13 protein-coding genes are annotated in these 14,392 nt (G+C 51.9%); 10 read left to right on the top strand and 3 right to left on the bottom strand.

From position 1 onward, the window contains the following. Nucleotides 1-86: 86 nt before the first annotated feature. From AXA67_09485 to AXA67_09475, 3 genes are read left to right on the top strand one after another with little or no spacing between them, the layout of a single operon-like run. The gene (locus AXA67_09485; GenBank protein ID KXJ40529.1) at nucleotides 87-4,166 is read left to right on the top strand and encodes a hypothetical protein; all 4,080 of its coding nucleotides are present in this window, start codon (nucleotides 87-89) and stop codon (nucleotides 4,164-4,166) included. Beyond that, entirely contained in the window at nucleotides 4,163-4,687 is a 525-nt protein-coding gene (locus AXA67_09480; protein ID KXJ40528.1) for an exosortase H, read from the top strand. Before AXA67_09485 ends, AXA67_09480 begins: the two co-directional genes overlap by 4 nt. After that, entirely contained in the window at nucleotides 4,662-5,309 is a 648-nt protein-coding gene (locus tag AXA67_09475) for a hypothetical protein (protein KXJ40527.1), read from the top strand. Before AXA67_09480 ends, AXA67_09475 begins: the two co-directional genes overlap by 26 nt. On the opposite strand, the gene AXA67_09470 is transcribed toward AXA67_09475, so the two are convergent. Beyond that, entirely contained in the window at nucleotides 5,284-5,925 is a 642-nt protein-coding gene (locus tag AXA67_09470) for a hypothetical protein (GenBank protein ID KXJ40526.1), read from the bottom strand. The genes AXA67_09475 and AXA67_09470 overlap by 26 nt on opposite strands. A gap of 2 nt (nucleotides 5,926-5,927) precedes the next feature. Between AXA67_09470 and AXA67_09465 the strand changes: the two genes are divergently transcribed. The 5 genes from AXA67_09465 to AXA67_09445 all read left to right on the top strand — a co-directional run bounded on the left by AXA67_09465 (nucleotide 5,928) and on the right by AXA67_09445 (nucleotide 10,712). Beyond that, a complete protein-coding gene (locus AXA67_09465; GenBank protein KXJ40525.1) occupies nucleotides 5,928-6,665 on the top strand; it encodes a hypothetical protein in 738 nt (245 codons plus the stop codon). After that, the gene (locus AXA67_09460; GenBank protein ID KXJ40524.1) at nucleotides 6,666-7,319 is read left to right on the top strand and encodes a molybdenum ABC transporter permease; all 654 of its coding nucleotides are present in this window, start codon (nucleotides 6,666-6,668) and stop codon (nucleotides 7,317-7,319) included. Further along, complete coding sequence (locus tag AXA67_09455; GenBank protein ID KXJ40523.1) at nucleotides 7,316-8,458, top strand: hypothetical protein; 1,143 nt, start codon at nucleotides 7,316-7,318, stop codon at nucleotides 8,456-8,458. The genes AXA67_09460 and AXA67_09455 overlap by 4 nt, the downstream gene beginning before the upstream one ends. Before the next feature lie 64 nt (nucleotides 8,459-8,522). Then, a complete protein-coding gene (locus AXA67_09450; GenBank protein ID KXJ40522.1) occupies nucleotides 8,523-9,653 on the top strand; it encodes a hypothetical protein in 1,131 nt (376 codons plus the stop codon). 3 nt (nucleotides 9,654-9,656) lie between these two features. Next, on the top strand, nucleotides 9,657-10,712 hold the full coding sequence (locus AXA67_09445) for a hypothetical protein (GenBank protein KXJ40521.1): 1,056 nt from the start codon (nucleotides 9,657-9,659) through the stop codon (nucleotides 10,710-10,712). A gap of 198 nt (nucleotides 10,713-10,910) precedes the next feature. On the opposite strand, the gene glnG is transcribed toward AXA67_09445, so the two are convergent. Together glnG and AXA67_09435 are read right to left on the bottom strand one after the other, a co-directional pair. Further along, on the bottom strand, nucleotides 10,911-12,344 hold the full coding sequence (glnG, locus tag AXA67_09440) for a nitrogen regulation protein NR(I) (GenBank protein ID KXJ40520.1): 1,434 nt from the start codon (nucleotides 12,342-12,344) through the stop codon (nucleotides 10,911-10,913). Beyond that, on the bottom strand, nucleotides 12,331-13,401 hold the full coding sequence (locus tag AXA67_09435) for a PAS domain-containing sensor histidine kinase (GenBank protein ID KXJ40519.1): 1,071 nt from the start codon (nucleotides 13,399-13,401) through the stop codon (nucleotides 12,331-12,333). The genes glnG and AXA67_09435 overlap by 14 nt, the downstream gene beginning before the upstream one ends. A 20-nt stretch (nucleotides 13,402-13,421) precedes the next feature. Between AXA67_09435 and AXA67_09430 the strand changes: the two genes are divergently transcribed. Together AXA67_09430 and AXA67_09425 are read left to right on the top strand one after the other, a co-directional pair. Continuing rightward, a complete protein-coding gene (locus AXA67_09430; protein ID KXJ40518.1) occupies nucleotides 13,422-13,709 on the top strand; it encodes a hypothetical protein in 288 nt (95 codons plus the stop codon). A 313-nt stretch (nucleotides 13,710-14,022) separates the two neighbouring features. Continuing rightward, the gene (locus AXA67_09425) at nucleotides 14,023-14,361 is read left to right on the top strand and encodes a transcriptional regulator (GenBank protein ID KXJ40517.1); all 339 of its coding nucleotides are present in this window, start codon (nucleotides 14,023-14,025) and stop codon (nucleotides 14,359-14,361) included. Nucleotides 14,362-14,392 lie beyond the last annotated feature (31 nt).

Raw genomic sequence — 14,392 nt, 5'->3', positions numbered from 1 at the left:
CATGCGCTCATGAGGATCATGAGCGCATTGCGCCTTGGGCTGTTTCCCCCTTTATTACACAAACAATTGACTGTAAAGGAGTTGGCATGTGTTTGCGTGAGGGAATTTCCCGCTATGTTTTAGGGCTAATCTTGATTTTGGTATCCGCTGGGGTACTGGCGGATGCGGATCTTCAGGTAAAAGCATTAACCGATACGCCGGATCCAGCGTTACGGGGCGGTAGAATTACCTACGCCGTTAGTATAGAGAATAATAACGTTGATGTGGCAACCAGCGCTTCCCTCACTTTTCCGCTGCCAGCAACAACCACGTTCGAGTCAGTGACCTACAACGGTCCGGGGACCGGATGCAGCCATGATGGCGGCACGCCTGGCACAGTTAGCTGTGACTTCGGTGATATCGGGGGGAATTCCACGGATATTCGCAATGTGGAAATCGTGATACTAACCACGGCTGCGACCGGCAATACCGTTAATGTGGCAGCCACGCTGGCAACCTCGGCAACCGACTCCAATCCTGCCAATAACGAGGGTACGCAACAGACTACCATCAACAACGGTGCGGATTTGGTTATCACCATGACGGACAATCCAGACCCGGTAACGGCTGGCGGGAATGTGACCTGGACCTTGGCTGTCTCGAACCAAGGGCCGAATGATGCGGTAAACGTTTCCGTGAGTAATGCCCTGCCTCCGGGAGTCACCTTTCAATCGGCCAGTGGCAGTGGCTGGAGCTGTAGTGCCGCTGGACAGACCGTTACATGTACCCGTACTAATTTGGCCAATGGGGCCGCGGCGCCTGATATTCAGATTATGGGCAAGGTGACCGGCGTGGCCAGCGGCAGCATAACCAATAGTGCTACCGTCAGTGCCACCGATGCCGGCAATGCCAATATGGATCCGGATTTGAATAATAATACGGTCACTGAAGATACGGTGGTCAAGGAGGGGACGGACCTGGAAATCACCAAAAGTGTCAGTACGCCGGTGATCGGCGCCACCGATACCACTTTCACCCTCAAACCCAGGAATTTGGGGCCCAACCCTGCGGTAAATGTCGTGGTGAGTGATACCTTGCCGTCAGGATTCACGTTTGTCAGCGCCACCGGCTCTAATTGGACATGTAGCGAGGCAGGCGGCACCGTCACATGTACCCGCGCTTCCTTGCCCATCGGCGCGGCCGACGATATTACCTTGATTGCCACGGCGCCGGCTACCGGAGGCGGCACGAGCAATACCGCATCAATCACCAGTGATACAGCCGATCCCATCACCACCAACGATAGTGCGACGATCAATTACTCTATCGTTCCCGATGGAGCCGATTTATCCCTGACCAAAACCAAAACGCCCCAACCCGTGGCAGTGGGCTCAAACATGACCAGTACCATTAAAGTTCACAATAATGGTCCAAGAGCGACTTCCGGCACGCTGACGGTAACCGATGTTTTGCATGTGGATGAAACCTTCGTATCCGCCAGCGGCGCCAACTGGACATGCACGGATCCGGGGGTTGGCAATAGCGGCACGGTGACTTGTACTTATGCAGGAACGCTAAATTCTGGCGCTGACGCAACCGATCTGACTATTGTCACCCAGGCACAAGCGGCGGGTTCATTGGAAAACAGCGCGAGTGTGGATGATGTCAATGGTGAAAGTGATAACGTGACAGGCAATGAAACCGATACAGCATTGGTTACCGCCACGAGCAATAAAGCCGACCTGGTCGTGATCAAGTCAGTCAGCGATACTGATCTGGATAACACAACGCCGGAAAACAGTTTTACCTATACGATTGATATTACCAATAACGGTCCTGATGCAGCGACAGGGATCAGCTTTACTGATACGATTCCTGGCTATTATTCAGGGCCCGCGGGAACCACAGGCTTGACCGTCACCAGTGTACCTACCGGGTTTTCCTGCTCGGTCAGTGGGGCAAATGTCAGTTGTTCCCAGACCGGCAGTTTGGCGTCCAGCAATACTGCCACCTTTGTGATACAGGTGACCCGGCCCATTAAGGATGGTGCGCTCACCAATTCCGTCAGCGCCTTCTCCAGTGATGTGGGCGATCCTGACCGGAGCAATAATACCGGCTCGGTCGGCCTTAACGTGCAACCGATTGCCGATGTTGAGATGCAATCGGTTACGGTGAATCCTGACCCGGTGCCCGAAGGCGTGGAAGCGACCTTTGTGCTCAGCTTCCGGAATAAAGGGCCTTCCCAGGCACAGGGTGTGGTGGTAACCAACGTTTTCAGTGGTGATACGGATTTCACTTTCATTTCCGCCAATCCCACCGAAGGTAGTTGCAGTTATGATGGCAACAGTCACACTTTGACCTGTAACGGGATTACCCTGAACAACAACGAATCCCGGTCGGTGACGGTGAAAATCCGGCCCAATTACACCACCGCCAACCCAACCCGGACGATTACCAGCACCGCCACCATTACCACCACAACGGTACAAAGCGATACCACCAATGATCAGGCAAATACTAATTTGAGCGTCAGCGCTTCTGAGTTGGATCTGCTCATCAACAAGGTGGATTTGACCGATCCTTTGGGCTTTGATCCCACTGATAGAACCAATAACATCTGGACCTACGATATCAGGGTGACTAATCAAGGCCCTTCGCTGGCTACCGGTTTGGTGGTAACGGATACTTTCACCCCCAAGGATGGCAAGACCGTCAAATTTCTGTGCGACAAGACTAGTGGTTCGGTTTCCTGCGACGGAGATGCTTCTGGCGCTGGGAATAATGCCGGCTACTGTGACAGCCAAGGAACAGCGGTGACAGGGCCCAATAGTTTAACGATTACTTGTACATTCCCGGCGGGCATTACATTGGCGGCAGGGAGCGATTTGCATCATTTTCTTGAGTTTGAGGTGATTACCGCGCCAGACAGCGGTGGCGATACCCATAACAATGTTGCCCAGGTGAGCGCCAACGAAAATGAGAGCATTCCAAACAACAATACCGAGCCGGAACCCACTTCCGTGTTCAAGCGGGTGGATCTGGGAATCACCAAGACCGCTTCGGCAAGTACCGTTTCCATCGGTGAGGATTTTCATTGGACAGTGACGGTAACGAATCAAGGCCCTGGCATCAGTGACACCACCACTATTACTGATACGCTGCCAGCCGGCATGGAGGCCACGGGAACGCCTTCCTGGAGCACCAATAATGGCACCCCCACCCAAGGGAATTGCACGGTCACTGGCAGCGCAATCGCCTGTGATATTGGCTCGCTGGAAGTTGGTAAACAGGCGGTGGTTACGATTCCAGTGCGGATGACAGCCTTTCCCAGTGGTGGAAACATCCAAAATTGCGCAACCGCCACCACCGATCAGGTGGACCCCAATAGTAGTAATAACTTGACTGTTTGCGGTTCCGTGCAGGTATTGCCCTCTAGAGTCGAGGGGCGGGTCTATTTGGATCAAAACGGCAATGGTATTTTTGACGCGGGTGATGTTCCCTATCCCAATGTCGATGTCATTATCACGGCCAGTAACGGAACGGTTTACACTGTGACAACCGATAGTAACGGTGAATTCGGCCGGGATGTTCCGCCTGGTGAAACTAAGGTGGATGTGGATGATAGTGATCCGGACTTGCCAAATGGCGTGATTTTGACCGATAACAGCCAAGGCAACGGGGAAGACCCCACTACGGTCACGGTGCCGATTAATGGTGTCGCGAGAGATGAGACGGGTTATCAATTACTCAATAATCCTGCCTTGGTTGAGGGGCGGGTGTATGAGGATCAAAATTTGAACGGGCTGTTTGACAGTGGTGAACCCGTCTTTTCCGGGGTGCGGGTCAAGATTACCGCCGCCAATGGCGCTGTGTACGAGCTTACTACCAGCGCTAGCGGTGAATTTTCCCGGACCGTGCCGGCGGGGGCTACCACGGTAGATGTGGTGGAAGGCGACCTGCCTGCCGGTTATGTCTTGACTTCAAACAACCATGGTCAAGGCAGCGACCCGACCACCGTTACCGTGCCGGCAGGCGGTAGCGCCAGGGACGACACCGGATATCGGAAAGCCCCCGTGGCCACGCCTATCCCCACATTGAATCAATGGGGATTATGGCTGTTGACTTTGATGATGGTGATGCTCGCTTTCAGGCAAAATGCGAGGATTAAAAAAGGCTGGAGAGGATGACAAGGCCATTTAAACCAACCTGGTTTTTTCTGTGGTTTTTGGCCTTGCTGCTCGCATTGTTTACCGTGGAAATGCTGCGTCCGGTGCAACAGCAAGTGATCATCCCTTTTACCAGCGCTATCGCCAGCTTGAGCGCGGCGCTGGTAAAAGGGTTTGACCCTGCCGTCAGTGCCCATGGCATTGTTTTAAGCGATCCTGAAACTGGTTTTGCGGTGGCTATTCAGGCAGGTTGCAACGGCGTGGAAGCACTCATTGTATTTGTGGCGGCGGTGTTGGCCTTTCCCAGTGGATGGAAAGAGAAACTGCTGGGGATCGGCTTTGGCGCGGTTACAATTCAAGGGCTTAACCTGTTGCGGATCATTTCTCTGTTTTATTTGGGGCAATGGAACCTGAAGGCGTTTGAATGGTTTCATCTCTATGGCTGGCAAGCGCTGATTATGCTGGATGTGCTGCTGGCATACTTGTTGTGGCTCCATTTCGTGACTGGAGATAAAAGTGAAGATTCACTGGCTGCCCCATAAACCCATTCTGCGTTTTGTTACTTTGACGCTTTTATGGTTGCCCTTTACTTTTTTTATTTGGTACCGCTACGGGGCGATATTGAACTGGCCGGTTGCCTGGATTCTGGAAGGGATTTTGCCTTCTCAATTTCCAGGGATCATCAAAGGCGTGGAATATTTGGGGGAGGTGATTCGGCTAATTATTCCCTATGACACACCGGGAATTTTGGCCGCCGGCAAAAGAGCGGAATTGGTGGTTGACATCAATCCTCTTGCCTACGGTTATGGATTACCCCTGTTGATTGCCTTGATTATCGCCTCTCCGGGCAAAGAAGCAATGCAGTGGCTCAAGGGGATTATCGGTTATGGCGTGATTGTGCTAGTGCAAGTGTTTGGTTGTTATTTTGAGAGCTTACTGAGCTTGCAATTTAAATTACCCCCAGAGTTCAGCGGCCAGCTTGTACTTTTGCCCTGGCAACGGGATTTGCTTGTCTTGGGCTATCAGATGGGTAGTTTGATTTTACCGGGGGTGGTGCCGGTTGTTTTGTGGTTTATGTTCTATCCAAACTTTCCCGCTAGTTTGCTTCGATTATCCTCGAACGGGGAATCGGCCAATACTACCAGCCTTTCAGTCCGGCCTTAACCTTGTTCATCCTGTCCATTTTTGCCAGCAGCGCTTCGTTTTCCAAACGGCGTTTTTTATCAGGATCATCCAGGCTTTGTACAGCAGTGACGGCATGTAAATAGTGCCGTGGCATCTCCAGGTAATATCCGCCTAAAATCAACATTTGCCGGTACCACTCATAAGGCTTAAGATTATCATTGATCTTGCCGGGATGGGCTATATACGTGAAACTTGTCAGTGTATTTCCTTCCCAAGTGACCGTTACCGGGTGGGTTTGATAGCCTGATTCGTAATTATCCAAAATCCTTTTGTGGTGCTTGGGGAAACGGTATAGCGCGCCAATGACTTGTCCCTGCCCGGTATATTGAAGATTGCATTTTCCCGAGCCATCAGCACCTTGTTTGTGAAAGTTCAACCGGTAACCTGCAAGCGTCGCCATGCCCAGCAATTCCGCAGACGGAACCCTTGCCTTTAATCGATAGGGGTGAAGATTGGAGCCATAGGCAAAATAAAGCAGCATGGAGAGAGATGGGTTAGGAATGGCGTTGCGGGTATTCGTTACAATAATTTTTAAATTTATTCTAATGACTGGATTGCAGAAAGCAAAATGATGGCTTGGGATTGGGCGAAACATCAATGAGAATGCATGTATTCCTGATAGTCATTGGCCTGTCTCTGCCGCTGCCGGGCCTGTCGGCGGTGGCGGTGGCGGCGGCCTCCAGCTTGCGGCCTCTGTTGGAGGACGTGGTCAGGACTTATGAAAAGCAGCATCCTCAGACTATTCAGATAAGTTACGGCGCCTCCGGCGTGCTAGTGCAGCAAATTCTCCGGGGCGCGCCCTATCAAATTTTTCTGACCGCCTCGGACCGATTTCTTGAGCCGCTTAATAAGGCGAACAAGATTTGCGGTGATCCATTCTCCTTGGGTGCCGGGCGCTTGGTATTGTATCTTCCCAAGTCCTCCAGGCTCTCGTTGACAAGTCTCGAAGACTTGGCCAAGGTTTTGAAAAACGGCACATTAAAACGGTTGGCGCTGGCCAATCCGGAAACCGCGCCCTATGGGGCCATGGCGCGTCAGGTTCTGGAAAACCTGGGGGTGTGGACGTCAGCGCAATCTCGCATGGTCTTTGGAGAAAGCGCGGCCCAGGCCGCCCAATTTGCCCTCACGGGCGCCGTGCAGGCGGCATTGCTGCCCGCGCTGCTGGTAAGGGGCCTGCCGTTGGCAAGCCAGGGTGACGTTTTACAGGTGCCGGCAAAGTTATATCAACCGCAACGGCAAGCGGTCGCCTTGTTGTGTCCACACACCCCGGCAGCAACGGATTTTTTTCAATACCTGAATCAACCTGCCATTGCCCAGCGGTTGCAAGCCAAGTAAATGGATTGGTGTGCCTTCTACGTTTCCATAAAATTAGCTTTCGCGACCGTTTTGATCTTGTTGCCATTGGCTATCGGGATAGCCCGGTGGCTGGCGTGGAAGCGCTTCAAAGGGCGCTTTCTCCTGGAAGCGGCCATCGCCCTTCCCTTGGTGCTGCCGCCCAGTGTCTTGGGGTTTTATTTTCTTGTTTTCTTCAATCCTCAAGCACCATTGGGCAGTTGGATAATGCAGGTAACGGGGAAATCCCTGGTGTTCTCCTTCCAGGGGCTGGTGTTGGCCTCGTTGATCTATAGCTTGCCTTTTGCGGTGCAGCCGGTACTGCGGGCGCTGGAATCCATCCCCATGCAGCTACGGGAAGCGGCCTGGTGCAGCGGGTTGAGCCGCTGGCAGACGTTTTGGAAAATTGAGTTGCCCTTGGCTAGAGCGGGTGTCATTTCGGCCTTGGCGTTAAGTTTTGCCCACACCCTGGGCGAATTCGGGGTGGTATTGATGGTGGGGGGGAATATTCCCGGGCAGACCAGGACAATATCCGTGGCCATTTATGACCGGGTTCAAGCTTTCGATGAGCCGGGAGCTGCAGTTATGTCAGCCATGCTGCTAGCATTTTCGTTTGTAGTCGTGACCTTGGTCTATGGCCTGGAACGCCGCCAGTGAATGATTTAATCGTCACTATCCGGCAAGAGTGCCCGATACCCTTGGATATCGACATGGTTTGTCCCGCGGGCAGACTGACCGCGCTAGTCGGGCCTTCTGGCAGCGGCAAGACCACGGTGTTGCGTTGCATCGCCGGTTTGCACGCACCTGAGGGAAGGATCCACTGTGGGGATCAAGATTGGCTCGATAGCAGCCGCAGCATCCACGTGTCACCGCAACAACGCCGGGTCGGTCTGGTTTTTCAGGATTATGCGCTTTTTCCCCATTTGACCGTGTTGGACAATGTGAGGCTGGCTGTCAAAAGGCCTCCCCAAGAAGCCAGAGCCATTGCCCAACAGTGGCTGCAACGGGTTCATCTGACCGGTTTGGAGCAACGACTGCCAGGCGCCTTGTCGGGCGGGCAAAAGCAGCGCGTGGCGCTGGCCCGGGCTTTGGCCCGCGATCCTGAAGTGTTATTGCTGGACGAGCCTTTTTCCGCCGTGGATCAAGTGACCCGCAGGCGACTGCGGTTGGAAATGGCCAAATTGAAACGGACTTTGAAGCTACCGATCCTTTTGGTCACCCACGATCTGGAGGAAGCGGAAATGTTGGCCGATCAAATGGCGGTCATCCATCATGGCAGCATATTACAACAGGGCTCGCCCCATACAGTGATGCATCGGCCGGCCAGTGCGGAAGTCGCCCGCTTGGTGGATATTCGCAATGTGTTTTCGGGCAGATTGGTGGGGTTGGATGCGGATGCTATGGTGGCAGGAATGTTGTGGCATGGCCAACATCTGGAGGTTCGTTGGCCCAAGGAGCTGGCTTTTACCGCCGGTGACATTGAGTGGTGTATTCCCCCGGCTGGCATTGTTCTCCATAGCCGGCTTCGTCCTTCCCGCGGGATCAAGGAAAATCCTGTCCATGGAATCATTGTTGAAAGGGTGAATTATGCGGGCAGGGCCAACCTGATTCTGTCTCCTTCCCATGCTTCGGATCTGCGTCTACACTTGGAGCTCCCCCTGCATGTGGCAGAACGCAATCAGTTGCAAGTGGGGGAAGCGATTTCCGTTTCATTATTAAAAAAGGCCATTCACTTATTGTCCCCGATTGCTGAGGTAGTTCCAAGAGAATCACAACTTATCTATGGCAGAAAGTAGAAACAAACTGATAATATGTAAGAAATAAAAGGGAAATAACAAAAAATTCGAGGGGGGAGAAACCATGAAAAGTTTGTTGATTTTTATCACCGGTTTGATATTGCTAGGCATGTTGGCTTTTGCCTGCATTCAATTTCATGGACCGAGAATTGAGCAAGATATAGCCAAACGCACCGGTCAGGTACTGCGCGCCCAAAGCGTGGGTGAGGTTCAGATCGGAGTGGATGGCCGGGATGTTACCTTGTCGGGATCGGTCCCCGACAAATCCATCCGTCAAAATCTGGAATCGGCGATTGCCGGCGTGGAAGGGGTGCGTGTGGTTCATAATGAACTGGTGGTTGCCAAGCCCCAGCCTGAAGTTGGGCAGCTTCTGCACCCACAAGTAACGCAATCCCCACCAGAAGTCCAAGAAACCGTGGTACCGCCACCTCAACCCAAACCCAAACCACCTTTGCCCGACCCTTATATCACAGAGTTTGAGTTGTCTTCAGGGCAGCTTTTATTAAAAGGCCATGCGGATCAGGCATTACAGGACTCCTTATTGGGCCAAGCAGAATCATTAGTGGGAACCGGCCGGGTAACCGATCAATTAACCTGGATAGAAGGCGCTCCGGAGGGATGGGACGCGGCGGTGGTGGCGGTAATCGAAGGTTTGGGCATGCTGGACCAAGGGGACGCCAAAATAGTCAATCAGGAAATCACCATCACCGGGGAAACCTCGGATCCCACTGCCAAAGAACAGATTGAGCGATTGCTTGCCAGTAATGCCCCTGGATTTACTTATCAAGTGCAGCTCGATGTCAAACCCGAACTTTCCCAAGCGGCCATCAATTGTCAGCAGCAGTTCAGCCAGTTGTTGGCGGAAGCAAAAATCAAATTTGATACCGGCAAGGCGACCATCAAGCAGGAAAGCTACGATTTGCTCAACCGCCTGGCGGAAGTGGCCAATCAATGTCCCAATACCCGTTTGGAAATTGCCGGACACACTGATGCCAGTGGTCATCCGGCCTTTAATAGGTACTTGAGTCAATCCCGGGCGGAGGCTGTCAGGCAGTATTTAATCCAACAGGGGGTTGATTCTGGCAGGTTGGTTGCCAAGGGTTACGGTTCCGAGCGTCCGGTGGCGGATAATGCAACGGCTGCGGGACGGGCGACGAATCGCCGTGTGGAAATAATAATTATAGGGGAGGAGTAATCCATGACTTATCTCATAGCACAAATAATAATTTGTCTGTTACTGGCGTTTTTACTTGGACTCTTGATTGGCTGGTGGCTCAAAGGCGTCGGCTGCAAGCGCCGAATAGCAGAACTGGAGGCCCATTATCAAAGCGCGCTGCTGGAAAGAAATCGTTCCGCGGTCGCTTTGGTGTCACAGCAGCAAAGTGATTTTCAGCAAAAAATGGATGAACTGGCTGAAGTATGGCTTATGCGTTTGGGGCAACAAGCGAGCGCTGGCGCTTCGATGGTGGCCGATCTGGAACGGGATTCAGAGCAGAAAGTCCAGGCAGTGGGAGGCGCCTGGGGGGTTCGCATGAGTCAACAAAAGGCCGCCGATGCCGATGCGGTTGCTGCTTTGGTGAATGAATATGAACAGCGCTTGGCGGCCATGGGCGAAGCATGTCAGCTGCAAGTCGAACAAAAAACCCGGGAAATCAGCGAACGTTACACCGCTGTGATAGAAGAACAAGACCAGTTACTCCAACAACGGATAGCGGCCCTGGGAAATGCCTGCCAGACTCGCCTCATCCAGCAGGAACAAGCGCACTTGTTTGAAGCCAAGGGCGCAGGTGACTTTTGGAAGGACAAGGCCCAGGAAGAAAAAGAATTGGCGTTCCAGAAAACGGTTTCTGCCCGGGAAAAAGCAGCGCTGGCTTTGATTGGCGCAGAAGAAAAAGAGTTACAACAACGAATCGAAGAGTTGGGTGAGGCATTTCAAATCCGTTTGGAGCAACAAAAGCAAGCGTGCCTGGAAATCATTGCCCGGCAAAATCAGGAGCAAGAAGAACGCTTGGTTGCATTGGCTTTGGCAGGCCAAATTCGCGCCGGGTCCGGACTCGGCGCCACTGTTCCAGAAAAAGAAGAGGAGCAAGCACAAGTTTCTTATCAAGCAAAAGAACCGGCGCCTTCGGTAACGACTTCTCAACAAGCTGAGCCTGAAGAACGAGAAGTAGGCGAAGAAGAGGAACCGGAAGGCGGCTGGTTTAAAAAGGCTTGGGGGAAAGTCAAGGACTTAGAGAAAAAATTGAAGATGTGATTCAAAAAAAGCGGGAGCAAAACTTCAGGGCCACTTCATCTAAACACGTAAAGGATTGATTGGCGGGTGGTCTGCTTCGAAAAACACCGTGAATACTTCCCTGTAAGCTCCATACCGGCGAGGCTTTCGAAGCAGGCCACCCGCCCCGGTTTGAATAGATGACGGAGCCCTGGCAAAACCTCCTCTTTTTTGAGAGAGTCAAATTTCCACGGAGTTTTCGTAAGTATCCAACTCTAGCTCATTGATCTTGCGGGTAAGTGTATTGCGGCCATAACCCAATAACCGGGCGGCTTCCTGACGTCGTCCGCGGGTATGCTTCAAAGCGGTTTGAATCAAGACTTTTTCGGCTTCGGCAATGGCAATTTTGGCGATATCGCGCTTGCCTTCAGACAGTTGTTGCTGAGTCCATAGGCCAAGATTTTTTCGCCAATCGCTGTCGCCATTTTTTGTGGAAGAGGCAAATTTATGAGGAGGATTCAGCAATTCCGGCGGCAAGTCTTCCATGTGAATGGTTTGCCCCGGGGCCATGACCGTTAGCCAGCGACAAGTATTTTCCAATTGACGCACATTACCCGGCCATGGGTATTGAGATAAAAAGGTTTCTACTTCAGGCCGCAGGATTTTAGTCTCCTCACCCATTTCTTGAGCTGCCTGTTTGAGAAAATGTTGGAGTAGAAGAGGGATATCCTGGCGTCTTTCCCGTAATGCGGGAATATGGATACGAATCACATTGAGGCGATGAAACAGATCCTCCCGAAATAATCCTTGGTTGACCAGTAGTTCCAGGTTTTGATGGGTGGCTGCGATGATTCGGACATCCACGGTGCAGGCCGTATGACTGCCCACGGGATAAAACTCTCCCTCTGCCAGCACCCGCAGTAGGCGGGTTTGCATTTCCGGTGGCATATCGCCGATTTCATCCAGGAATAAGGTGCCGCCATCGGCTTGTTCGAAACGGCCGCTGCGGCGTGATTGGGCGCCGGTGAAAGCGCCTTTCTCGTGACCGAACAATTCCGACTCCATTAAATCCCTTGGGATTGCCGCCATATTGAGGGCTATGAAAGGCTTGTCCGCACGGGGACTATGTTGATGCAGAGCCCGGGCAACCAATTCTTTGCCGGTGCCCGACTCACCATTTATCAGTACGGTCATATGAGAACGGGACAAGCGTCCGATAGCGCGGAAGACTTCCTGCATGGCGGGCGCTTCCCCGATAATTTGGGGACTCGGCTCGGTGCCATTGGGAGCGTTTGGAGCTTCAGAAATCTTCTGCTGACAAGCCCTTTGCATGACTTGCACGGCTTCATCCAAATCGAAAGGTTTGGGCAAGTATTCAAAAGCGCCGTCCTGAAAAGCGGCGACCGCGCTGTCCAAATCCGAATGGGCAGTCATTACCACCACCGGGAGTTGTGGATAGGCAATTTGTAATCTGCGCAGCAATTCCAGGCCGTCGATACCGGGCATCCGGATATCGGTCAGAATGGAATCGGGACGGTCGTGTTTCAAATAGGTATCCAATTCGCTGGCCTCCGGGAAACAGCGGACTTTGAACCCGGCTTTCTTGAGGGCTTTGTCAAGCACCCAGCGGATAGATTTATCATCGTCGATTACCCAAACCTCAGCTTGTGTCATGATCAGCACTCTCCACGGGTAAATAAATGGAAAAAACGGTTTGTCCGGACTCGCACTGGCATTCGATTAGGCCATCGTGGCGAGAAATTAATGATTGGGCAATGGATAATCCCAAGCCAGTGCCTTCAGCGCGTCCTGTCACCAGAGGATAGAAAATTTGCTCTTTCAACTCCGCATCGATGCCAGGGCCTTGATCAATGACATCGATGCGCAGTGCCAGCCGGTGAAAGGTTTGGCGGATGGTAAGCTGGCGGTGGATTCGGGTTCTTAGAGTGATTTCCCCTTTACCTTTGAGGGCTTGCGCGGCATTGCGGACGATATTGAGAGTAGCCTGGATAAGTTGATCCCGGTCGCCCAATACGGGGGGGAGACTGGGGTCGTAATCGCAGCAGAAAGTGAGTTTGGGGAACTCTGCCTCAAGCAATTGCCTTACCCTTTCCAATATTTGATGAATGTTGAGTTTGACTTTTTGAGGTGCTTGATGGGGAACGAGCAGCCGGTCGATCAGTGTTTGCAAGCGGTCAGCCTCGGAAATAATGATATCCGTATATTCCTTCAGTTCTCTGCTGCCCAGTTCAGCACGTAGCAGTTGCGCGGCACCGCGCAGGCCGCCTAATGGATTTTTGATTTCATGGGCCAGCCCCCGAAGAAGTTGCTGCACGGCATTTTGTTGGGTGAGCCAATGTTCATCGCGGGAGAGTTGTTGATAGTGGGGATTATCTTCAACTTCCATCACGACTGAATTGACCTGTTCGTCCTTGAAAAGCGGGGTCATGGTGCAGTGAACTATTCGTTCACGGTCAGTGAAATTCAGCGGCAGATAACGTTCAACCAAGGTGACACCGCTTTTGATCGTCCTTTCCAGATCCTGACAAATCTTTTCCCCTTGCTGGCCAAAAAGATGTTGGGCACGGATTTTGTGCGCTTGGCGGGCGCTGATTTCAAATAACATTTCCCCGGCGGGGTTAATGAAAATCAGTTGCTTCTCTAGGTCAAACACCAGAACAGCACTGCCAAGATGATCCAGAATTCGCTGGTGGAAAGTTTCTTCACTCATTACAAGATGACAAGCATATTTTGCGCCAACTAAAGATAGAAAGGGTTAACCCGGATATTTCACCAGCCGGATTCGGGCCTTCCTGTAATCAACTGATTTTTATATATAAAATGCTTAAGTTTCATGATTTCCAAGAAATCCAATTGGGATTCAGCCCGAATCCTATCCCGGCCCTGGCTTGTCCAGGCACGCCTGGGCTTGGGCTTCCTTCAAGCCATAGCTACGGCTATGCCTTTCAGTCCAGCCCGGCGCCCAGACGCACCTGTCCTGCGCCATCATCCGGGATGCTGGTGAAATATCCGGGTTAAAGAAGAAAAACATTTTTAAATGCCCTATTATAGTGCATTTATGTTAAATAATGGTGCATATATGGTTTGGTTAGGTATGGAAACTTGCGGGGGCGGGATGGCACAGAATATGCAGTTAAGCTCTGGGGAACTTCTGATTAATTCGTCCATGAATTGACAGAGGTCGAAAAACAAAAAGCGCGATTTTTGTTTTTCTTACAATATCAATCGCCTGTCGCAATTGATATTGGCGGCACATCCTTATGCCGCAGCAAGCTCTAAATAAATCAGAGCTTGCCTAGGGTTGCACATAAATCATATTGGGAGAATTGTCATGAAACTTGTAACCGCAGTTATCAAGCCGTTTAAATTGGACGATGTCCGGGAGGCTTTGTCCGACGTGGGAGTTGCCGGGATTACCGTTACCGAAGTCAAGGGCTTTGGGCGCCAGAAAGGTCATACCGAACTTTACCGGGGCGCGGAATATGTGGTCGATTTTCTGCCCAAAGTTAAGATAGAAGTGGCTGTCTCCGATGAGCAGCTAGACCAAGTGGTGGAAGCGGTTCTTAACTCTGCCAGGACCGGTAAAATTGGGGATGGAAAGATCTTTGTCAGTTCCTTGGAGCAAGTCATTCGGATCCGAACCGGAGAATCTGGCGCCGAGGCGCTATAAGGTTACTAAAAGAATCGAAGAATAAAGATTT

The sequence above is a fragment of the Methylothermaceae bacteria B42 genome (genome assembly GCA_001566965.1).
Lineage (GTDB): Bacteria > Pseudomonadota > Gammaproteobacteria > Methylococcales > Methylothermaceae > Methylohalobius.
The sequence above is the reverse complement of the archived record's forward strand: the minus strand, read 5'-3'. Positions and strand labels throughout refer to the sequence as shown.

What these genes read in the sequence shown, in the direction of transcription:
- glnG (KXJ40520.1), bottom strand. Translation starts at nt 12,344, where the DNA reads ATGACACAAGCTGAGGTTTGGGTAATCGACGATGATAAATCTATCCGC.
- AXA67_09445 (KXJ40521.1), top strand. Translation starts at nt 9,657, where the DNA reads ATGACTTATCTCATAGCACAAATAATAATTTGTCTGTTACTGGCGTTT.
- AXA67_09470 (KXJ40526.1), bottom strand. Translation starts at nt 5,925, where the DNA reads ATGTTTCGCCCAATCCCAAGCCATCATTTTGCTTTCTGCAATCCAGTC.
- AXA67_09425 (KXJ40517.1), top strand. Translation starts at nt 14,023, where the DNA reads ATGAAACTTGTAACCGCAGTTATCAAGCCGTTTAAATTGGACGATGTC.
- AXA67_09485 (KXJ40529.1), top strand. Translation starts at nt 87, where the DNA reads ATGTGTTTGCGTGAGGGAATTTCCCGCTATGTTTTAGGGCTAATCTTG.
- AXA67_09435 (KXJ40519.1), bottom strand. Translation starts at nt 13,401, where the DNA reads ATGAGTGAAGAAACTTTCCACCAGCGAATTCTGGATCATCTTGGCAGT.
- AXA67_09460 (KXJ40524.1), top strand. Translation starts at nt 6,666, where the DNA reads ATGGATTGGTGTGCCTTCTACGTTTCCATAAAATTAGCTTTCGCGACC.
- AXA67_09465 (KXJ40525.1), top strand. Translation starts at nt 5,928, where the DNA reads ATGAGAATGCATGTATTCCTGATAGTCATTGGCCTGTCTCTGCCGCTG.
- AXA67_09450 (KXJ40522.1), top strand. Translation starts at nt 8,523, where the DNA reads ATGAAAAGTTTGTTGATTTTTATCACCGGTTTGATATTGCTAGGCATG.
- AXA67_09480 (KXJ40528.1), top strand. Translation starts at nt 4,163, where the DNA reads ATGACAAGGCCATTTAAACCAACCTGGTTTTTTCTGTGGTTTTTGGCC.